This window comes from Porphyrobacter sp. GA68 (assembly GCF_022605525.1).
Classification (GTDB): Bacteria; Pseudomonadota; Alphaproteobacteria; order Sphingomonadales; family Sphingomonadaceae; genus Qipengyuania_B.
In genome coordinates this window covers 790657-808900 of record NZ_JAKQYJ010000002.1, presented here as the reverse complement: position 1 = coordinate 808900, position 18244 = coordinate 790657, and the positions used below count along the sequence as shown (strand labels likewise).

14 protein-coding genes and 1 tRNA gene are annotated in these 18244 nt (G+C 64.3%); 11 read left to right on the top strand and 4 right to left on the bottom strand.

Translation table 11 applies throughout. The features are described from left to right. Positions 1 to 24: 24 nt before the first annotated feature. Genes LHJ54_RS11670 through LHJ54_RS11650 form a run of 5 tightly spaced genes read left to right on the top strand, consistent with a single transcriptional unit; the run spans position 25 to position 8549 of the window. Positions 25 to 1527, top strand: coding sequence for a tryptophan halogenase family protein (locus LHJ54_RS11670; protein WP_228244073.1), 1503 nt, complete (start codon positions 25 to 27; stop codon positions 1525 to 1527). Continuing rightward, a complete protein-coding gene (locus LHJ54_RS11665; RefSeq protein WP_228244072.1) occupies positions 1524 to 3368 on the top strand; it encodes an alpha-amylase family glycosyl hydrolase in 1845 nt (614 codons plus the stop codon). The genes LHJ54_RS11670 and LHJ54_RS11665 overlap by 4 nt, the downstream gene beginning before the upstream one ends. Continuing rightward, complete coding sequence (locus tag LHJ54_RS11660; RefSeq protein ID WP_228244071.1) at positions 3365 to 4990, top strand: alpha-amylase family glycosyl hydrolase; 1626 nt, start codon at positions 3365 to 3367, stop codon at positions 4988 to 4990. Before LHJ54_RS11665 ends, LHJ54_RS11660 begins: the two co-directional genes overlap by 4 nt. Next, positions 4987 to 7029, top strand: a complete 2043-nt coding sequence (locus tag LHJ54_RS11655) for a glycoside hydrolase family 97 protein (protein WP_228244070.1) — start codon at positions 4987 to 4989, stop codon at positions 7027 to 7029. The genes LHJ54_RS11660 and LHJ54_RS11655 overlap by 4 nt, the downstream gene beginning before the upstream one ends. After that, positions 7026 to 8549: a tryptophan halogenase family protein gene (locus LHJ54_RS11650; RefSeq protein WP_228244069.1), complete on the top strand. Its 1524-nt coding sequence runs from the start codon at positions 7026 to 7028 to the stop codon at positions 8547 to 8549. The genes LHJ54_RS11655 and LHJ54_RS11650 overlap by 4 nt, the downstream gene beginning before the upstream one ends. 6 nt (positions 8550 to 8555) lie before the next feature. Here the strand turns inward: LHJ54_RS11650 and LHJ54_RS11645 are convergent. Together LHJ54_RS11645 and yghU are read right to left on the bottom strand one after the other, a co-directional pair. Next, positions 8556 to 8630: transfer RNA gene (locus LHJ54_RS11645), tRNA-Gln, on the bottom strand. 45 nt (positions 8631 to 8675) lie between these two features. Continuing rightward, positions 8676 to 9527, bottom strand: coding sequence for a glutathione-dependent disulfide-bond oxidoreductase (yghU, locus tag LHJ54_RS11640; protein WP_228244068.1), 852 nt, complete (start codon positions 9525 to 9527; stop codon positions 8676 to 8678). Between the two features lie 89 nt (positions 9528 to 9616). Here yghU and LHJ54_RS11635 point away from each other — a divergent pair, with 89 nt between their 5' ends. The 6 genes from LHJ54_RS11635 (at position 9617) to LHJ54_RS11610 (ending at position 16278) form a co-directional block, all read left to right on the top strand. Next, positions 9617 to 10633, top strand: a complete 1017-nt coding sequence (locus tag LHJ54_RS11635; protein ID WP_228244067.1) for a DNA topoisomerase IB — start codon at positions 9617 to 9619, stop codon at positions 10631 to 10633. A 12-nt stretch (positions 10634 to 10645) separates the two neighbouring features. Beyond that, on the top strand, positions 10646 to 11209 hold the full coding sequence (locus LHJ54_RS11630; protein WP_373457079.1) for a CinA family protein: 564 nt from the start codon (positions 10646 to 10648) through the stop codon (positions 11207 to 11209). Next, positions 11202 to 13268: an NAD(+) synthase gene (locus tag LHJ54_RS11625; RefSeq protein ID WP_228244066.1), complete on the top strand. Its 2067-nt coding sequence runs from the start codon at positions 11202 to 11204 to the stop codon at positions 13266 to 13268. The genes LHJ54_RS11630 and LHJ54_RS11625 overlap by 8 nt, the downstream gene beginning before the upstream one ends. A 159-nt stretch (positions 13269 to 13427) precedes the next feature. Then, on the top strand, positions 13428 to 14468 hold the full coding sequence (locus tag LHJ54_RS11620) for a type III polyketide synthase (RefSeq protein WP_228244065.1): 1041 nt from the start codon (positions 13428 to 13430) through the stop codon (positions 14466 to 14468). Positions 14469 to 14506: 38 nt separating this feature from the next. Next, complete coding sequence (locus LHJ54_RS11615; RefSeq protein ID WP_228244364.1) at positions 14507 to 15160, top strand: methyltransferase domain-containing protein; 654 nt, start codon at positions 14507 to 14509, stop codon at positions 15158 to 15160. Beyond that, positions 15157 to 16278: an NAD(P)/FAD-dependent oxidoreductase gene (locus LHJ54_RS11610; RefSeq protein ID WP_228244064.1), complete on the top strand. Its 1122-nt coding sequence runs from the start codon at positions 15157 to 15159 to the stop codon at positions 16276 to 16278. Before LHJ54_RS11615 ends, LHJ54_RS11610 begins: the two co-directional genes overlap by 4 nt. Here the strand turns inward: LHJ54_RS11610 and LHJ54_RS11605 are convergent. Together LHJ54_RS11605 and LHJ54_RS11600 are read right to left on the bottom strand one after the other, a co-directional pair. Next, positions 16227 to 17309 carry a branched-chain amino acid aminotransferase gene (locus tag LHJ54_RS11605; RefSeq protein WP_228244063.1) on the bottom strand — a complete coding sequence of 361 codons (1083 nt, stop codon included), beginning with the start codon at positions 17307 to 17309 and terminating at the stop codon, positions 16227 to 16229. The genes LHJ54_RS11610 and LHJ54_RS11605 overlap by 52 nt on opposite strands. A gap of 379 nt (positions 17310 to 17688) precedes the next feature. Beyond that, positions 17689 to 18237: a hypothetical protein gene (locus LHJ54_RS11600; protein ID WP_228244062.1), complete on the bottom strand. Its 549-nt coding sequence runs from the start codon at positions 18235 to 18237 to the stop codon at positions 17689 to 17691. Between the last annotated feature and the right edge of the window lie 7 nt (positions 18238 to 18244).

Sequence of the window (18244 nt, the reverse complement as noted above, 5' to 3'; positions counted from 1 at the left end):
CTCCACCGCGATGGCTTGCGATCAATGACCCACCCTGTCCGCTCTCTGGTAATCGTCGGCGGCGGGACGGCAGGGTGGATGGCCGCCGCCGCACTGTCGCGCTTCACCCCGTTCGCCATAACCTTGGTGGAAAGTGAGGCTATTGGCACGGTGGGAGTGGGCGAGGCAACCATCCCGCAGATCCGCCTGTTCAACGCCGCCCTCGGGATAGACGAAGGCGAGTTCCTGCGGGAGACGAAGGGCAGCTACAAGCTGGGCATCGAGTTCGCCGGCTGGGCGGGGGAGGGGGCCCGCTACATGCATGCCTTCGGCCCGACAGGCCATGCGCACGGCATCCTGCCTTTCCATCAGTACTGGACACAGGCCCACCTTGCCGGTCGAGCCGAAGCATTCGGCGCCTATTCGCTCAACGCAGTTGCCGCCTATGCGCTGAAGATGCAGCCGGACCGTTCAGGCGCGCCGGGGCCGATGCCTTACGCCTTCCACTTCGATGCCGGGCTTTACGCCGCGTACCTGCGCCGCCGAGCGGAGGCTGGCGGCGTCACGCGGCTCGAAGGAATAGTCGCGCAGGTGAACCGCGCCGACGCGGGAGAGCGGATCACTTCCATCACCCTTGCAGACGGCCGCACCGTTGCGGGCGATTTCTTCATCGACTGTTCGGGCTTTCGTTCCCTTCTCATGGAGGCGCTTGCCCCAGGTGAGTTTGCCGACTGGAGCGGATGGCTGCCGTGCGACCGGGCATGGGCGGTGCCTTGCGCGACCAGCGGCGACTTCACGCCCTATACCCGTTCCACCGCCCGGCCAGCAGGGTGGCAATGGCGCATTCCGCTGCAACATCGGATCGGCAACGGTCATGTGTTCTGCAGCCGTTTCATGGACGAGGAGGATGCGCGGACCATCCTCCTCGCAAATCTCGACGCTCGCCGCGATGCGGAGCCACGCCTGCTTCGCTTCACCACCGGCACGCGCGCGCGGCATTGGGTCGGCAATTGCGTCGCGCTCGGGCTGGCGGCAGGCTTCATGGAGCCGCTGGAGTCCACCAGCATCCATCTGGTCCAATCCTCCATCGCGCGCTTTCTCCAGATGCTGCCCGGCCAGCTTGCGGAACCGGCGCTGGCCGCAGAGTTCAACCGGCAGGCGGCTTTCGAATGGAGCCGTATTCGCGATTTCCTCATCCTCCATTACTGGGCCAACGGGCGGGAAGGGGAGCCGTTCTGGGATGCGTGCCGCCGGATGGAACTCCCGGACACTCTGGCCAGCAAGCTCGACACATGGCGCGCCACCGGCTTTCTCCACCGCGAGCATGAGGAACTGTTCACCGTAGAAGGCTGGTCGCAGGTTCTGATAGGGCAGGGCGTGATCCCCGGCGCGGTCAATCCGGCCACGCGGGAGTTGGCAGGCGATCAGCTTTCCGCGATGCTGACCGCGATAACCCAGCGCAACCAACGCGCCGCAGCCGCCATGCCCCTCCACCTCGCCGCGCTGCGCGCAGCGGTAGCGCCCCCGGAATTGAGGAAGACCGCATGAAACACATGACCCTTGCCGCTGTTGCGGCCCTCCTCTCAACGACCGCCTGTGCGCAGACCCCGCCGGTAACGCGCGGCCCGACGGTGCAAGCAGACAGCCAGACATTCCGCAACCGCCTGCCTCAGGACGAGATCATCTATTTCGTCCTGCCCGACCGGTTCGCCAACGGCGATCCGACGAACGATCGGGGCGGCCTGACCGGCGATCGGCTGGTGACAGGGTTCGACCCCACTCACCGCGGCTTCTACCACGGCGGCGATCTGAAAGGTCTGACCGAGCGGCTGGACTACATCCAGGGGTTGGGCGCGACCGCCATCTGGTTTGCCCCCGTATTCAAGAACAAGCCGGTTCAAGGACCGCCGGGGCAGGAGACGGCGGGTTATCACGGTTACTGGATCACCGACTTCACTCAGGTCGATCCGCATTTCGGCACCAACGAGGAGTTCAGGGCATTCGTTGACGCCGCACACGCGCGCGGGATGAAGGTGTACATGGACATCATCACCAACCACACCGCCGACGTGATCCGCTACCGCGAAGGCGACGCGACGAACTACGCTTACCGCAGCAAGGCCGATTACCCCTACTCCACGCGCGGCGGCCCCGATGGTCCTCGCATCAATGAAGGCTTTGCCGGCGACGACGTGCGAACCGGGGAAAACTTCGCGCGGCTGACCGATTCGACCTATGCCTACACGCCCTATGTTCCCGAGGCGGAGCGGGACGTGAAAGTGCCTGCCTGGCTCAACGATCCGATCTACTACCACAACCGCGGCGATACGTTCTGGGTCGGCGAAAGTTCGGTCGATGGCGACTTCGTGGGCCTGGACGACATCTTTACCGAAAACCCGCGGGTCGTGGCGGGTATGATCGACATCTACGGCGACTGGATCGACCGTTTCGGGGTCGACGGCTTTCGCATCGACACCGCCAAGCACGTCAATCCCGAGTTCTGGCAGGAGTTCGTCCCCGCCATGATGGAGCGAGCGCGGGCGCGCGGCATTCCCAACTTCCACATCTTTGGCGAAATCGCCTTCGATGTGCCGCACGCGACCCTGGCGGCGCAGGTCATGCGCGAAAGCGGCCTTCCCTCCGCGCTGGACATGGCGTTCGCCAAGGCAGCGCAGCTGGTCGTGTCGGGCCAGGCCAGTCCGCAGGTGATGGCGGAACTGATGGCGCAGGACGTCATCTATCCGGGTGGCCGGGAAGCGGCGGTGCAACTGCCAACGTTCCTCGGCAATCACGATTATGGCCGCTTTTCCATGTTCGTGAAGGCGGGCAACCCTGCCATGTCTCAGGACGAACTGCTGGCGCGCACCATGCTGGGCCATGCCATGATGCTGACGCTGCGCGGGGTGCCGACCATCTATTACGGTGACGAGCAAGGCTTTGTTTCGGACGGCAACGACCAGCTGGCGCGCGAGAACATGTTCCCCAGCCAGGTTGCGGAGTACAACGACAACGACCTTATCGGCACCGAGGCAACTACGGCGCAGGAAAACTTCGACGTCGCCCATCCGCTGTACCGGCAGATTGCCGGCCTATCGGCGGTGCGACGGAGCAGTCCCGCGCTGCGGCGGGGGCTGACGCAGGTTGCCGGGTTTGATCACGAGGGACCGGGACTGCTGGCGGTGGAGCGGTTTGACGCCGACAGCGGGGAGCGGGTCCTGGTCGCCTTCAACACCTCGGACCAGGCGATCGCCCGCAATGTCGCTGTCAACACCGCGGCCCGGCGACTATCGAGCCTGGCAGGCGAGTGCCCCAATATGGTCAGCGCGCCCGGCTCGGTCCGTTTGGTCATCCCGCCGTTTGGTTACGCTGTGTGCAGGCTGGAACGATGAACATCGACAAGGGCCCTGATGTGACGGCACAAGCCCATGGCGTCGGTGAACCCTGGTGGAAGGGCGCCGCGATCTACCAGATCTATCCGCGCAGCTTCATGGACTTCAATGGTGACGGCATCGGCGATCTGCCCGGCATCACGGCGCGGCTCAATCACGTGGCGCGGTTGGGCATGGATGCGATCTGGATCAGCCCGTTTTTCACCTCGCCTCAACTCGATTTTGGCTACGATGTCAGCGATTACTGCGATGTTGACCCGATATTCGGGACGCTGGATGACTTCGACAAGCTGGTGGCCCGCGCGCATGAACTGGGCCTGCGGGTGCTCATCGACCAGATCTATTCCCACACCTCGGACCAGCACCCGTGGTTTCGCGAGAGCCGAGCGAGCCGCGACAATCCAAAGGCCGACTGGTACGTGTGGGCCGATCCCAAGCCGGACGGCTCTCCGCCATCGAACTGGCAATCAGTTTTTGGCGGGCCGGCATGGCGCTGGGATGCGCGGCGTCAGCAATACTACCTGCACAATTTCCTCAGTTCGCAACCGCAATTAAACGGCCACAACCCTGCGGTGCAGGATGCCTTGCTGGACGTGACACGGTTCTGGCTTGACCGGGGCGTTGACGGGTTTCGCCTCGATGCGCTGAACTTCTTCATGCACGATCCGCAACTGCGCGACAATCCGCCGGCGACGACGCCCGGCAAACGATCGCGACCCTATGATTTCCAGCGCCGGATCCACAACCAGTCGCATCCCGACATTCCGCTTTTTCTTGAACGTATCCGCAGCGTCACCGACGAATACGGCGCAGTGTTCACGGTTGCCGAGGTAGGCGGGCGCGAGTCCATTGGAGAGATGAAGGCGTTTACCAGCGGCGACCGGCGGCTGAACTCCGCCTATGGTTTCGACTTCCTGTACGCGGGCGAACTGACCCCGGACCTCGTCTGCGCGGCAGCGGGCAAATGGCCGGGTGAACCCGGCGAGGGCTGGCCTAGCTGGGCCTTTGAAAATCACGACGCCCCCCGCGCGCTTTCGCGCTGGTGCGGCGCGGAACACAGAGAGGAACTCGCCCGGCTCAAGATTGCGCTGCTGACGGCTTTGCGCGGCAACATCATCCTGTACCAGGGCGAAGAACTCGGGCTGACGCAGGTGGACATCCCGTTTGAACAGCTGCGCGACCCGGAAGCCATCGCCAACTGGCCGCTGACGCTGTCGCGCGACGGCGCCCGCACTCCGATGCCGTGGTGTCGTGACACTGCCGATGCAGGCTTTGGCGCCGTTGACCCATGGCTTCCGGTCGGAGACGAGAACAAGGCGCGGGCTGTCGATGCGCAAGAGGCCGATCCTGCGTCGCTGCTGGCGTTCACCCGGGCGATGCTTGCCCAACGCCGCATGCAGCCGGTTTTGCTGTATGGAGCGGCAAAGTGTCACGCCGAAGGCGCATTGCTGCGCATCGACCGCATCTGGGAAGGGAAAACCATCACGTGCATGTTCAACACCTCCGCCGCGCCATTAACCCTGCCTCCACCGCATCAGGTGAACGGCACCGTGCTTGCCAGCGTGAACGGAGGCGGGCGGGAAGTTTTGCCGCCTTTCGGCGCGCTGATGGTGGCAGCGTGATCCGCCTGATCGCCGCGGCTTTGCTCGCGGGCAGCGCGCTGCCGCTGGCCGCCCAGGAGCAGATCGCATCCCCGGACGGGCGGATCGTGGTGACGCTCAACACCGACAATGACGGCGTCCCCTTCTACGAAGTGGCGCGTGACGCCAAGCCGCTTATCGCGCGTTCGCAGCTGGGTTTCCTGTTGACGGATGCCGATCCGCTGCGACGCAACTTCGCGCTGGCCAGCGCCACCCGAGCCCAAGGCAATGATCGCTGGGAAACATCATGGGGCGAGCGGCGGTTCGTCGATGATCGCCACAATCAGATCACCGTCATCTTCCGTGAAAAGACCCAGACGCCCCGCACGCTGACCGTTACTTTCCGCGTGTTCAACTATGGGGTGGGGTTCCGCTACGAGTTCGGCAACGATGCGGAACGGCCGGTGACGAACATCGGGGAGGAGCTGACCGAATTCAACGTCGCGCCCGAAGGTACCGCCTGGTGGATCCAGGGTGGCGACTGGAACCGCTACGAATACCTGTATCACCGTACCCCGATCGATGCGGTCAGCACCGCACATACCCCGATCACCATGCGGCTGGAGGATGGCACCCACCTGTCCTTCCACGAGGCTGCGCTGGTCGATTACTCGGCCTTCTGGTTCAAGCGCATGGATGGACAGCGGTTCCGCACGCATCTGTCCCCCTCCAGCCGCGGTCCCAAGGTATCGCGCACCGGTGCTTTCAACACCCCATGGCGCACTATCCGCATAGCCGACAGCGCCGCCGGGCTGGTCGAAAGCGACCTTGAACTCAATCTCAACGAACCCAACCGGCTGGGCGATGTATCCGGCTACTTCAAGCCGCAGAAATACATCGGCATCTGGTGGGGGATGATCCGTGGGGACTGGACCTGGGCGCAGGGCGATCGTCACGGCGCGACCACCGCGCGGGCCAAGCAGTACGTCGACTTCGCCGCGCGGCACGGGTTCGCCGGCGTCCTGATCGAAGGCTGGAACTATGGCTGGGACGGCAACTGGTTCGGCAATGGTCGCGATTACAGTTTCACCAGACCCTATCCCGATTTCGATCTGGAAGAGGTTGCCCGGTATGCAAGGTCCAAGGGCGTCCAGATCGTCGGCCACCACGAAACCGGCGGCAACATCAACGTGTATGAAAAGCAGCTGGAAGACGCGATGGCGTTGTACGACCGGCTGGGCATCCGGCTGGTCAAGACCGGCTATGTCGCGGATGCGGGCGGCATCATTTCATGCAACGCGGACGTTGCCGAACCCTGCGGCGCGGAAGTATTTGAGTGGCACGACGGGCAACGCCAGGTGCAGCATCACCTGAAGGTGGTCGAAACAGCCGCGCGTCACCGGATCGCCATCAATCCGCACGAGCCGGTCAAGGACACCGGCCTTCGTCGCACCTACCCCAACTGGGTCGCACGCGAAGGCGCGCGGGGGCAGGAATACAACGCCTGGGCGCGGTTCGGTAACGGGCCGGATCATGATCCGACCCTGGTTTACACGCGGATGCTGGCTGGACCGATGGATTATACGCCTGGCGTCTTGAGCCTGGTCGGCGACCGCGGGATGCCGTTCTCCTCCACCCTGGCAAAGCAGCTCGGCCTTTACCTCGCGATATACTCGCCCATTCAGATGGCAGCGGACTTCATCGAGAACCTGGCCGCGCACCCGCGCGAACTCGAATTCATCAAGCGGGTTCCCGCTGACTGGGCGCAGAGCAGGCTCATCGCGGGCGAGGTCGGGGATTACGCCATCTTTGCGCGGCAGGATCGGGCCAGCCAGGATTGGTACGTCGGCGGCGTGAACGATGGCACCGCCCGCGACCTGACGTTGACCTTCGACTTTCTGGAACCTGGCCGCGCTTACCGCGCGACGGTGTACAAGGATACCGCCGACAACACCTACGAGAACGAAAGCCGGCACGACATCGCTTATGACGACCTGACGATCCGGCAAGGCGACAGTTACTCCGTCCGTCTGGCGCCGGGCGGCGGTCTTGCCATACGGCTGGCACCGGCGCGGCGGTGAACGGGCGACCGCCCCGCTGCGTCGTGCTGGGCGGAGGCAGCGCGGGTTGGATCACCGCCTGCCTTCTCCATCAGGCCTGGGGCGGTCGCGGCGGCAGCGTGACTGTCGTGGAAAGCCCGGAGATCGGCATCATCGGCGTGGGGGAGGGTTCGACCCCGCAACTCAAGGCGTTCTTCGACCAGCTGGGCATCAGCGAGGCCGAGTGGATGGAGCCGTGCGAGGCGACCTTTAAACTGGGGATCCGCTTCACAGGGTGGAGCGAGCGGGCAGGGTTCGACAGCTATTTTCATCCGTTCCCCTCGCCGGTGGATCTGCATACCGAACCGGCGTTCGTCCAGAACTGCACCCTAGCGCGGCGCGGTTTCGAAGTTCCCGCTCACCCCGATGACTGGTTTCTTGCAACTCGCCTCGCGAACGATGCCAAGGCACCCCAGGCATCGCCAGGCTTTCCCTTTGCACCAAGCTACGGCTACCACTTCAACGCCTTCAAGCTGGGCGCGTACCTGCGCGATTGGGCGGTGCGGCGAGGTGTTGTTCACCGTCCCGTATCCGTGGCTCGGGTGGAGGTCAGCGAAGGCGGCGACGTCCAAGCGCTCGTCACCGCGGACGGAGAACGGATCGCAGGCGACTTCTTTGTTGACTGTTCCGGGTTCCGCTCATTGGTGGTCCAGGAAACCCTGGGCGAAAGGTTCATCCCGTTCGGCGATAATTTGTTCAACGATCGCGCCGTCGTCTTGCCGACGCCGCACCGCGGGCCATTGCGGCCGCAGACAGAAAGCATCGCAATGCGGGCCGGGTGGCGCTGGGCCATCCCGCTGACCAGCCGCGTCGGCAATGGCTACGTCTACGCCTCGCGTTACATTTCGGACGAAGAGGCGGAAAGCGAATTGCGCGCCGCGCTTGATACCACGGAGGGCGATGTGCGCTTTCTGCGCATGAAGGTCGGTCGGGTGGAGAACAGCTGGCGAGGCAATTGCCTCGCCGCGGGCTTGGCGCAAGGCTTCATCGAACCTCTGGAGGCAACCGCGCTCCACATCGTGATCGCCACCGCGACCGAGTTCATCCGCGCGCTCGAGGGGGGTGGCTTTACACCCCGGCACCGCGGCGCCTTTAATCGCAGCATCGCCGCGCGCTATGACGGGATCCGCGATTACATCGTCGCGCATTATCGGCTCAACGGACGAAGCGGCCTGCCATACTGGACCGATAATGCCGCCAATCAGAACCTGTCGGATAGGCTGAAGGCGGTCATGACCGCCTGGTTCACGCATCAGGACATGAACGAAGCGCTGCGCCAGATCTACGGGCCACAGTCGGCCTACAGCAGCCTTAGCTGGCATTGCCTGTTTGCCGGGTATGGCGCCTTTCCCGCCGCGGACAAGCAGCAGCCGTTGCCGCCCGGACTGCGAGGCGCAGACGCAGCACAGGTGAAACGGATCTTGACGCAGTCGGCAATGAACTTCGCGGGGTACGACCCGCTCGCCCGCGAGGCGCCGCCTCAGGCTGCTTCAGCGGCCTGATGAAAGTGGCTGGGGTGGGAGGATTCGAACCTCCGCATGGCGGTACCAAAAACCGCTGCCTTACCGCTTGGCTACACCCCAACTGGCGGGCCTCTATAACGCCTCCTTCCTCCTTGTGAAGGGGCGCTAGAGCCGCTTGCCGGCAAAATCGTCAGCCGAATGCCGCTCAGGCAGCTGTTGGTCCTCGTCACCCCAGTTCTTGTTGACGATGCGCCCGCGTTGCACCGCCGGCCGCTGTGCCAGCTCACCCACCCAGCGCCCCACATGCTCGTACTCGTCGATGGACAGGAAGGTGCGCGCATCATTGTAGATGGTGCCTTCCACAAACGGCGCGATCCAGGGAAAGGCCGCCATGTCGGCAATGGTGTATTCGTCGCCGGCCAGATAGCGCGTTTGCGCAAGTCGCTGATCCGCGACGTCGAACAACCGCTTCGTCTCCATGGCGTAGCGGTTGATGGGGTACTCATACTTTTCCGGCGCATAGGCATAGAAGTGGCCGAAACCGCCGCCAATGAACGGCGCACTGCCAACCTGCCAGAACAGCCAGCCCAGCATTTCGGCGCGCTTGGCCTCGTCTGACGGCAAGAACGCTCCGAATTGCTCGGCAAGATACAGCAGGATGGCACCGCTTTCGAAGACGCGCACGGGTTCGGCACCGCGCCTGTCGAGTAGCGCCGGTATCTTGGAATTGGGGTTCACGGCCACAAACCCCGACGTGAACTGATCGCCTTTGCTGATATTGATCAGCCATGCATCGTATTGCGCGTCCTCGTGGCCGGCTTCCAGCAATTCTTCCAGCATGATGGTCGCCTTGACCCCGTTCGGCGTGGCGAGAGAGTATAGTTGCAGAGGATGTGTTCCTACCGGCAAGTCCCGCTCTTCGCGCGCGCCTGCGGTCGGGCGATTGACGGCGGCAAACTTGCCGCCGTTTTCCGCGTCATGGGTCCATACCCGGGGCGGAGTGTACGTGTCGGCCATGATTGCTCCTCTTTGCGCGCAGCCTGCGCGCCTTTAGTGGGTGCGACGCCCAGGAACCGCAAGTCGGTGCCGGGGGTTTGCCCCTCACCATGCCAGACACATCAGCCAAGCTCATCTATGTTGACGACGAGCTCCCCGGCATCACCCGCAAACGCTCTGGCAAGGGCTGGTCCTATTACGATCCCGAAGGAAAACTGATCCGTGATGCGGTCGAACGCCGACGGCTGAATGCCGTCGCCTTGCCGCCTGCCTACAAGGACGCGTGGTTCTGTCCTGCGGGCAACGGGCACATCCTTGCAACGGGTTATGACGACAAGGGGCGCAAGCAGTACCGCTATCACCCGGACTTCCGCGCGCAGCAGGAAAGCATCAAGTTCGACAGCTGCACCGCTTTTGGCAACCTGCTCCCGCTTGTACGGAAAAGGGTGGAAGAGGATCTCGAGCAGGAGGAGATGACCCGCGAACGCGTGGTGGCGAGCGTCGTGCGCCTGCTGGACCTAGGCGCCCTGCGCATCGGAAACGAATGCTATGCCCAGAGGAACAAGAGTTTCGGCGCCACCACGCTGCGCAACCGTCACGCTACGGTCACCGGGCGGCAGCTGCGCCTTCGCTTCAAGGGGAAGCACGGAATACAGCGCGATCTCAAGCTGACCGACAACAATCTGGCCCGTATCGTGAGCGAGTTGCAGGAATTGCCAGGCCAGAGACTGTTTCGTTACGTGGATGACGATCAGGAATACCACGACGTGACATCGGCGGACGTGAACGACTATCTGCGCGAGACGATGGGTGAAGGGTTCACGGCCAAGACGTTCCGCACCTGGCACGGCAGCGTTCTGGCATTCGAAACCTTGGCCCATTCGAGCGGAATATTGACGATCAAGGCATTGACGCAGGAGGTGGCAGACAAGCTAGGCAACACACCGGCTGTCACCCGCAGAAGCTATATTCATCCCGCAGTATTCGAGCTTCTCGATCGACAGGCCGAATGGCGGGCCTCGCTCGAGCTTCCGCGAGCTACCAAATGGCTCACGCGGGAGGAGCGCGGTTTCCTCAAGCATCTGGAAAGCGCGCCTGAAACACTGGAACTGCTGACCGCGGCCTGAGGCCACCCGTAAATTGGACGTAAGAAGACAAGAAGGAGTGAAGCACTGGCTGAGGTTGTCGAGGAAATTCTGTCCCGCAAAACACAACAGCTTGCTCATGATTTTCTGCGCAAGGCCCACGATGCGGAGATCCGGCTAGCAACGGCGGAGAGTTGTACCGGCGGCTTGCTGGCGGCCTTGCTGACCGATGTGGAAGGGTGCGGTCATGTGTTCGACCGCGGTTTCGTCACCTATGAGGCGCAGGCGAAATGCGATTTGTTAGGCTTGTCCCGTGAACTGGTCGACCGAAATGCGGCTGTCACCGAACAGGTTGCGCTGGCCATGGCCGAAGCGGCACTTGCGCGGTCCCAAGCGGACTTGGCGGTGGGGATCACCGGGTTCGCCGGCAAGTGCGCAGACGATCAGGAGGAGGGGCTGGTCTTTATCGGCTGCGCCGCCAACGGTTTGCCCACGGTCGCGCGCGAATGCCACTTCGGCGCCGCGGGTCGTGATGTTGTCCGGCGCGAGGCGCTGCATGCGGCTTTCGAGATGATGGACGAGATGTTGCGTGCGCTGATAGGGCAGCGGAATGACTGATGCTGCCACCGATCACCCGTTCTTCGCTCTCCACACGCATGGCTTCGTCCGCTGCGCCGCGGCGACCCCGCAGGTTCGCACTGCCGATGTAGGCTTCAACACTGACGCCATGCTGGCCGAAGCGCGCAAGGCGCACAAGGATAGCGTCGATCTGGTGGTGTATCCGGAGCTGAGCATCTCGTCCTACGCCATCGACGACCTGCATATGCAGGGCGCGATGCTGGAGGCGGTGGAGCAGGCGGTGGCGCGCATTGTCAGCGAGAGCGCCAATCTTCGTCCGCTTCTGCTGGTCGGCGCTCCGCTGCGACGCAACGGCCGGATCTACAATTGTGCATTAGCTATCAAGGGTGGGCGGCTGCTGGGGGTCGTTCCCAAAAGCTATCTGCCCAACTACCGCGAATTTTACGAGAAGCGGTGGTTTTCCGACGGGCGTGCCTGTCAAGGTGCGACCATCAGGCTTGGTCAAGAGGATGTGCCGTTCGGCACCGACCTCCTGTTCGCTGCTGAAAACTTGTCCTCGTTCGCGGTTCACGCCGAGATCTGCGAAGACTTCTGGGCACCCATTCCGCCGTCGACCTATGGCGCCATGGCAGGTGCGACGATCCTGGCCAATCTGTCGGCGTCGAACATCGTGATCGGCAAGTCGGACGAAAGACATATGCTGTGCCGGTCGCAATCCGCGCGCGCCGCCGCAGCGTACATCTATTCCGCCAGCGGCCACGGGGAAAGCACGACCGATGTTGCATGGGACGGGCAGGGCATGATCTACGAATTGGGTGACCTGCTGTGCGAAAGCGAGCGGTTTACTCTGGAGCCGTCCCTTTGCATCGCCGATGTCGATACCGAACGTGTCCTGCTGGACCGCATGCGCATGGGCACGTTCCGTGACGCGGCGGATCACAGTGGCCGCCCTGAAGACCGGTTCCGCATGATCTATTTCCGGCACGAGGCGGCCGGCAACGTCGGCCTGCGCCGATCCATCCGCCGATTTCCCTTCGTGCCGGACCGGTCCGACAAGCTGGACGAGGACTGCTACGAGGCATTCAACATCCAAATCGACGGGTTGATGCGGCGGTTTCAGGCGACCAGCGGCGACAGCATGGTCATCGGCGTATCGGGCGGGCTTGACTCAACCCACGCGCTCATTGTCGCCGCCAAGGTGTGCGACCGCCTCGGCCTGCCCCGCACCACCATCCGGGGTTACACCATGCCCGGCTTCGGCACTTCCGAGGGGACGAGGTCCAACGCCTGGCGGCTCATGCGCGCCCTCGGCATCACCGCCGAGGAAATCGACATCAAGCCTGCCGCGCGCCAGATGCTGGCGGACATGGATCACCCCTATGCTCGCGGGGAGCCGGTTCACGACGTGACTTTCGAGAACGTGCAGGCGGGACTCAGAACGGACTACCTGTTTCGTCTGGCAGGCCATCACCGCGGCTTCGTGATCGGCACGGGTGATCTGAGCGAACTGGCGCTGGGGTGGTGCACCTATGGCGTGGGCGATCAGATGAGCCATTATGCGGTCAATGCCGGAGTGCCCAAAACGCTGATCCAGTATCTCATCCGCTGGGCCACCCGCACCGATCAGTTCGACCGCGACACCGATGCAGTGCTGGAAGACATTCTGGGACAGGAAATCAGCCCGGAACTCGTGCCCATAGGGGAAGATGGCGAAATCCAGAGCACGGAGGACAAGATCGGCCCATACGAGCTGAACGACTTCTTCCTGCACCATTTCATTCGCTTTGGCCAAAAGCCCAGCAAGGTTGCCTTTCTTTGCTGGCACGCATGGCGCGATGCGGAACGCGGGCTGTGGCCTGCGGGTTTTCCCGACAACCTCAAGAACGCATACGACCTGCCCACGATCGCGCGATGGCTTGACAGCTTTCTTCGACGGTTCTTCGCGTTCAGTCAGTTCAAGCGATCCGCTCTTCCAAACGGTCCCAAGGTTTCGCCCGGCGGCGCGCTGTCTCCGCGCGGCGACTGGCGCGCGCCGTCCGATGCAGTGGCGGATGTCTGGCTTGAGGAGCTTGCCAGGAACCTTCCTGCGGAAGCGTGACCGGCGCTGCTTCGGGTTCCAGCCGGTTGGTGACATGCCGGGGGCGGGCGCCGCCACAATCCTGCGGCGTCGAAGCCGCACAGTCTCCCGCCGCCTTCTTGTTCGGACCCTGCTTTGATCTATGCTGGACCCGAACCTGTTGCCGAAAGTTTCCTGACAATGGCGCGCATCACCCGGATCGCAAGCGCGGTTCCCGACCTGGATTTCGAGCAGGATTACCGGCGCTGGGCAAGCGCGCGGCTCGCCGGCACGCGCGAGGCGCGAGTGTATGCGCGGATGGCGGAACGCTCAGGTATCGAGCATCGCTGGTCAGTGCTGACACCGGAAGATGCCCGGCTGGCGGAAGGCAAAGGCATGTACGGCAGCGCCGAGCAGCCGGGCACCGCGCAGCGGATGGCGATTTACGCCGAAGAAGCGCCAAAGCTGGCGCTCAAGGCCATTGGCAAACTCGGTGACTTGGGGCGAATATCGCATCTGGTTGTCGCCAGCTGCACCGGATTTGTGGCGCCCGGCATCGACCAGATCATCGCCAGGCGGCTTGATCTGGGGGCCGCTGTGGAACGGGTGCTGATCGGCTTTATGGGATGCTATGCGGCTGTCACAGCTCTCAGGACGGCGCGTCATATCGTCCGCTCGGAACCAGCTGCGCGGGTGCTGGTGGTGACGGTGGAACTTTCCTCGCTGCATCATCAGGAAGATACATCGATCGAACCGCTGCTGGCTCGCGCGCAATTCGGTGACGGTGCCGCCGCTGCGCTGGTGACGGCCGAGGGTGAAGGGCTGGCGATCGGGGAGGGGCTGTCCGTGACGCTGGAGGAGAGCGATGAGCTGATCACCTGGCACATCGGGGACACCGGCTTCCGCATGCATCTTTCGGGCGAAGTGCCAGGCCGCATCGCCGCCGCTCTCGCCAGACCTGAAGTACGGGACCGGATATTCGCCGGACAGGCGACAGATGCCTACGCCATCCATGCCGGCGGCCGCTCTATCCTCGACGCGGTGGAACGCGCGCTGGAACTTGCCCCCGATGCACTCGATGCCTCGCGCACGGTGCTGCGCGAGTTCGGCAACATGAGTTCTTCCACTCTGATGTTTGTGCTGGAACGGCTGCTGCGACAGCGACCCGCGCGGGGGGTGGCGCTCGCATTCGGTCCGGGCCTTGCCATGGAAGGCTTCCGCTTCGGCTGGGAAGCGGCTTAGCGTTTGTGCTGACGCACCGTCTCCAGACCGAGGAGCTGATGGACAATCCGGCCTTGCCGGCGGATGTCTATGCGGCGGTGCTGCGGGATCTGGCGCGGGTGAACCGCATCACGCTCGCTTATCGCCCGACGCTCGCATTCATCCGCCGCGCGGTGGGTGGTCGGCAGAGTTTCTCGGTGCTGGATGTGGGCTTTGGCGACGGCGACATGCTGCGCTCGATCGCCAAGGCTGCGGCTGCGCGCGGCCAGCGGGCGCGGCTGGTCGGTGTCGACCTCAACCTCAACAGCGTCGCCGCGGCGCAGGCCGCAACGTCGCCCGACCTGCCGATTGCGTTTCGTCACGGTGACTACGCGGACCTGGCGGGGGAAGGCTGGGATTGCGTCATCTCCAGCCTTGTGGCGCACCACATGAGCCATGACCAACTGATCGCATTCCTGCGCTTCATGGACGCCGAGGCGCAGGCCGGCTGGTTCGTCAACGATCTTCACCGGCACGGATTCGCCTATCTCGGATACCCGGTGCTTGCCCGGTTGATGAACTGGCATCCGATCGTCCGCCGGGATGGGCGTACCTCCATCGCGCGCTCCTATCGTCCTGCCGAATGGCCTGCCATTCTTGCGGAAGCGGAAGTGGGCGGAGCGCGCGTGTTCCGCGCTTTTCCGTTCAGGCTTGGTGTGGAGAAGCTGCGATGAACCCGGTTGTCCTCGGCGCCGGCCCGGCCGGATGTACGGCCGCAATTCTTCTTGCGCGAAACGGTGCGCGGCCGTTGCTGATCGACCGTCATGCCGAGGCAGGGGACGCCCTGTGCGGCGGCTTCGTCAGCTGGCGCACCGCCGCCCAGTTGCGCCAGGTGGATTGCGACCCGGCTGGGCTGGGCGGCTGGCCGGTGCGGCGCCTGCGTTTGTTCGCGGACGGGCGCGCCGTGGAAGCGATGCTGCCGGCAACAGGCTTTGGCCTGTCCCGCCGCGCGCTGGATACCGCCATGCGGGCGGCTGCGGTGAAGGCCGGTGCCGACTTTCAGGTGGATCATGCCCGCGGCGTGGCGGCGGGCCTAGTCCAGGGCCGCAACCGGGATTGGTCCGCCGACGCGGTGTTCCTGGCGGCAGGCAAGCATGACGTGCGCGGCCTACCCCGCCCGCGCAAGGCGGCCGATCCGGCGCTGGGGTTGCGGGTGCGGCTCGACGGCGACCATCGCCTCGCGGCCCTGGTCGATGATGCCATCGAACTGCACCTGTTTCCCGGCGGCTATGCCGGTATCGTTCGCCAGGAGGGCGGCAGCGTCAACATCTGCCTGGCGGTGCGCAAGTCGCTGCTGAGCCAGGCCGGCGGCCAGCCGCTGGAGTTGCTGGCGCAGCTGGCGGTACGCTGTCCGCAGCTTGGCACCCGGCTTGTCGGCTTGAGCAGCGGTCATCGGGTGGATACCATCGCCTCAGTGCCTTACGGCTACGTGACGCAGCGCACTGATGCGGGGCTGTTTCGCCTGGGAGATCAGGCGGCGGTGATCCCGTCCTTGGCAGGCGAAGGGATGGCCATCGCCGTCGCCAGCGGCCTGGCAGCAGCCAGCGCCTATCTTGCGCATGGCCCGGGTGCCGCGCCGGCATATCAGCGCGCCTTTGCTCGAAGAGCGACGCGGCCGGTGCGTACCGCCGAAGTGATCTGGCACATCGCGGAACGGGGCTGGGGTGCACGCGCCCTGCTCGCGGCCGCCGGCTGTGCTCCGTGGCTCAGCCGGGCGGCCATGCAGCTCAGCCGGATCGCTCAGCCCAGCTTGGTCACCCAGCCATGGCAGTCTTCTATCGTGCCCAGTTGAATGCCCAGCAGCCGGTCGCGCATCCGCTGCGCCAGCTGCCCCGGCCCGCCGGTGCCGATGGTGAAGCGGGTGTTGCGGTCGACGACGGTGCCGACCGGCGTGACCACCGCCGCCGTTCCACAGGCAAGCGTTTCGACCAGTCGCCCGCTGCCGGCATCATCGCGCCACCGGTCGATGGAATAGGGTTCCTCTCTGACGGTCAACCCTTCCTCCCTCAGCAGGGTGATGAGGCTGTCGCGGGTGATGCCGGGCAGGATCGTGCCGGTCAGCGGGGGCGTCACGACGCTGCCATCGGCAAAGGCGAAGAACAGGTTCATACCGCCCAACTCCTCGATCCAGCGGCGTTCTACGGCGTCGAGGAACACGACCTGATCGCAGCCCTGAGCCAAACCCTCGCCGATCGGCACAAGGCTCGCCGCGTAATTCCCGCCGGTCTTGGCTGCACCCATTCCACCTGGTGCGGCGCGGGTGTAATCGCGGCTGACCCAGATTGTGACCGCCGGGGCACCCGACTTGAAGTAATTGCCGACCGGAGAGGCGATCAACAGGTACTTGTACTGCCGCGCAGGCCGCACGCCCAGGAACGCTTCGGTGGCGAACATGAAGGGCCGCAAGTACAGTGATCCGCCCGGCACCGGCGGGAACCACTCACCGTCCACCGCCAGCAGTTCGCGGATGGACCGCAGGAACAGTTCTTCCGGAAGTTCGGGCATGGCCATCCGCCGCGCGCTGACGTTCAGGCGGCGGGCGTTCTCCTCCGGCCGAAACAGGGCGAATTGTCCGTCCGGGTGCCGGTACGCTTTCATTCCCTCGAATATTTCCTGGGCGTAATGCAGGACGGCGGCCGCCGGATCGAGCGCGATCGGTTCGCGTGCCCGCAGCCTGGCGCAATGCCATCCGCCGCGATCAGCATCGTAATCGATTTCGACCATGTGATCGGTGAAGACGCGGCCGAAACCGGGATCGGCAATGGCCTGTTCCCGCGTCTCTGTGGAAGCAGGGGCGGGATGCGCTAGATGCTCGAACTGCATGGCCGGGCGGTTAAGCTGCTGCGGCGGAGAGGGCAAGGGGCCGGGCCTTGTGCTCCACATATGAGAAAGGCGGCCCCGGCCAAAGCCGAACACCGCCTTTCACATGGTCAGCGGCCGGAAGTGCCGCTTCGCGAAACCTCTAACGGAAGGAAATCACCGATAGTGCCTCGCGCGGAAACTTGCCGACCCCTCTGCTGAACCATGAGACATCGGATCACCTCCTTTCGCGCTTGTAAGCCAAGACCCGCACCGTTTCACCGGGGGTCAAGGACAGCGTGCACCGCTGACCTCAGGGCGTAATCTGTTGCGGAAGCAGGCGGATTGCAAGACCTGGCGCATCCTTTTCGACAGGGTTGGCTTTTCGACAGAGCTGGCCCGATCAGCCGCGGCAGTCTTCTACCACCCGCGTCACCTCGGGCCACGACGGCAGGTAGAGTGGCGGCTGTCCCGCCGCCTCCACCGCAAAACGACCCCTGCTTAGCGCCATCGCATCGAGCAGCGGATCGGTTGCCGGCAGCGTGACGCGCACGCCCCCAGCCTGGCCGGGAACCGCCTGTCCGGCGAGAGTGCGATTGAGCGCATCCGTGCGCACCACAACGGGCACCGCCCCACTCGCCTGTCCGGGTTGTTCCAGAACGATCTGGCGCTGCGACCGGTCGCAGCGCAGCGTGAAGCGGGTGCCACGCCCAGGATCGGCGTACAGCGCAGTGCCGCCACCCGGCGCAGGAGCATAGCGCCATTCACCGAGGGTTCGCGGCGCGTCCTTCCAGTTGGAAAACGCGGGCGCCGGTCCGGGCGCAGGCGGCAAGACGGTTGGCGCGGGAGCGGCCGGTGCGGGCGCGGGCGGCGCGGCGGCGCGTGGGACACAGGCGGCAACCCCGAAAGTCAGCACGAGGGCGGCGGTCAGGCGGGCGTAAACTGGTTTCATGCCGGCA

Bases quoted from the DNA above. Each gene is read 5' to 3' on its own strand.
- LHJ54_RS11600 (WP_228244062.1), bottom strand. From the start codon at position 18,237: ATGAAACCAGTTTACGCCCGCCTGACCGCCGCCCTCGTGCTGACTTTC.
- yghU (WP_228244068.1), bottom strand. From the start codon at position 9,527: ATGGCCGACACGTACACTCCGCCCCGGGTATGGACCCATGACGCGGAA.
- LHJ54_RS11660 (WP_228244071.1), top strand. From the start codon at position 3,365: ATGAACATCGACAAGGGCCCTGATGTGACGGCACAAGCCCATGGCGTC.
- LHJ54_RS11605 (WP_228244063.1), bottom strand. From the start codon at position 17,309: ATGCAGTTCGAGCATCTAGCGCATCCCGCCCCTGCTTCCACAGAGACG.
- LHJ54_RS11615 (WP_228244364.1), top strand. From the start codon at position 14,507: ATGGACAATCCGGCCTTGCCGGCGGATGTCTATGCGGCGGTGCTGCGG.
- LHJ54_RS11635 (WP_228244067.1), top strand. From the start codon at position 9,617: ATGCCAGACACATCAGCCAAGCTCATCTATGTTGACGACGAGCTCCCC.
- LHJ54_RS11665 (WP_228244072.1), top strand. From the start codon at position 1,524: ATGAAACACATGACCCTTGCCGCTGTTGCGGCCCTCCTCTCAACGACC.
- LHJ54_RS11670 (WP_228244073.1), top strand. From the start codon at position 25: ATGACCCACCCTGTCCGCTCTCTGGTAATCGTCGGCGGCGGGACGGCA.
- LHJ54_RS11620 (WP_228244065.1), top strand. From the start codon at position 13,428: ATGGCGCGCATCACCCGGATCGCAAGCGCGGTTCCCGACCTGGATTTC.
- LHJ54_RS11610 (WP_228244064.1), top strand. From the start codon at position 15,157: ATGAACCCGGTTGTCCTCGGCGCCGGCCCGGCCGGATGTACGGCCGCA.
- LHJ54_RS11625 (WP_228244066.1), top strand. From the start codon at position 11,202: ATGACTGATGCTGCCACCGATCACCCGTTCTTCGCTCTCCACACGCAT.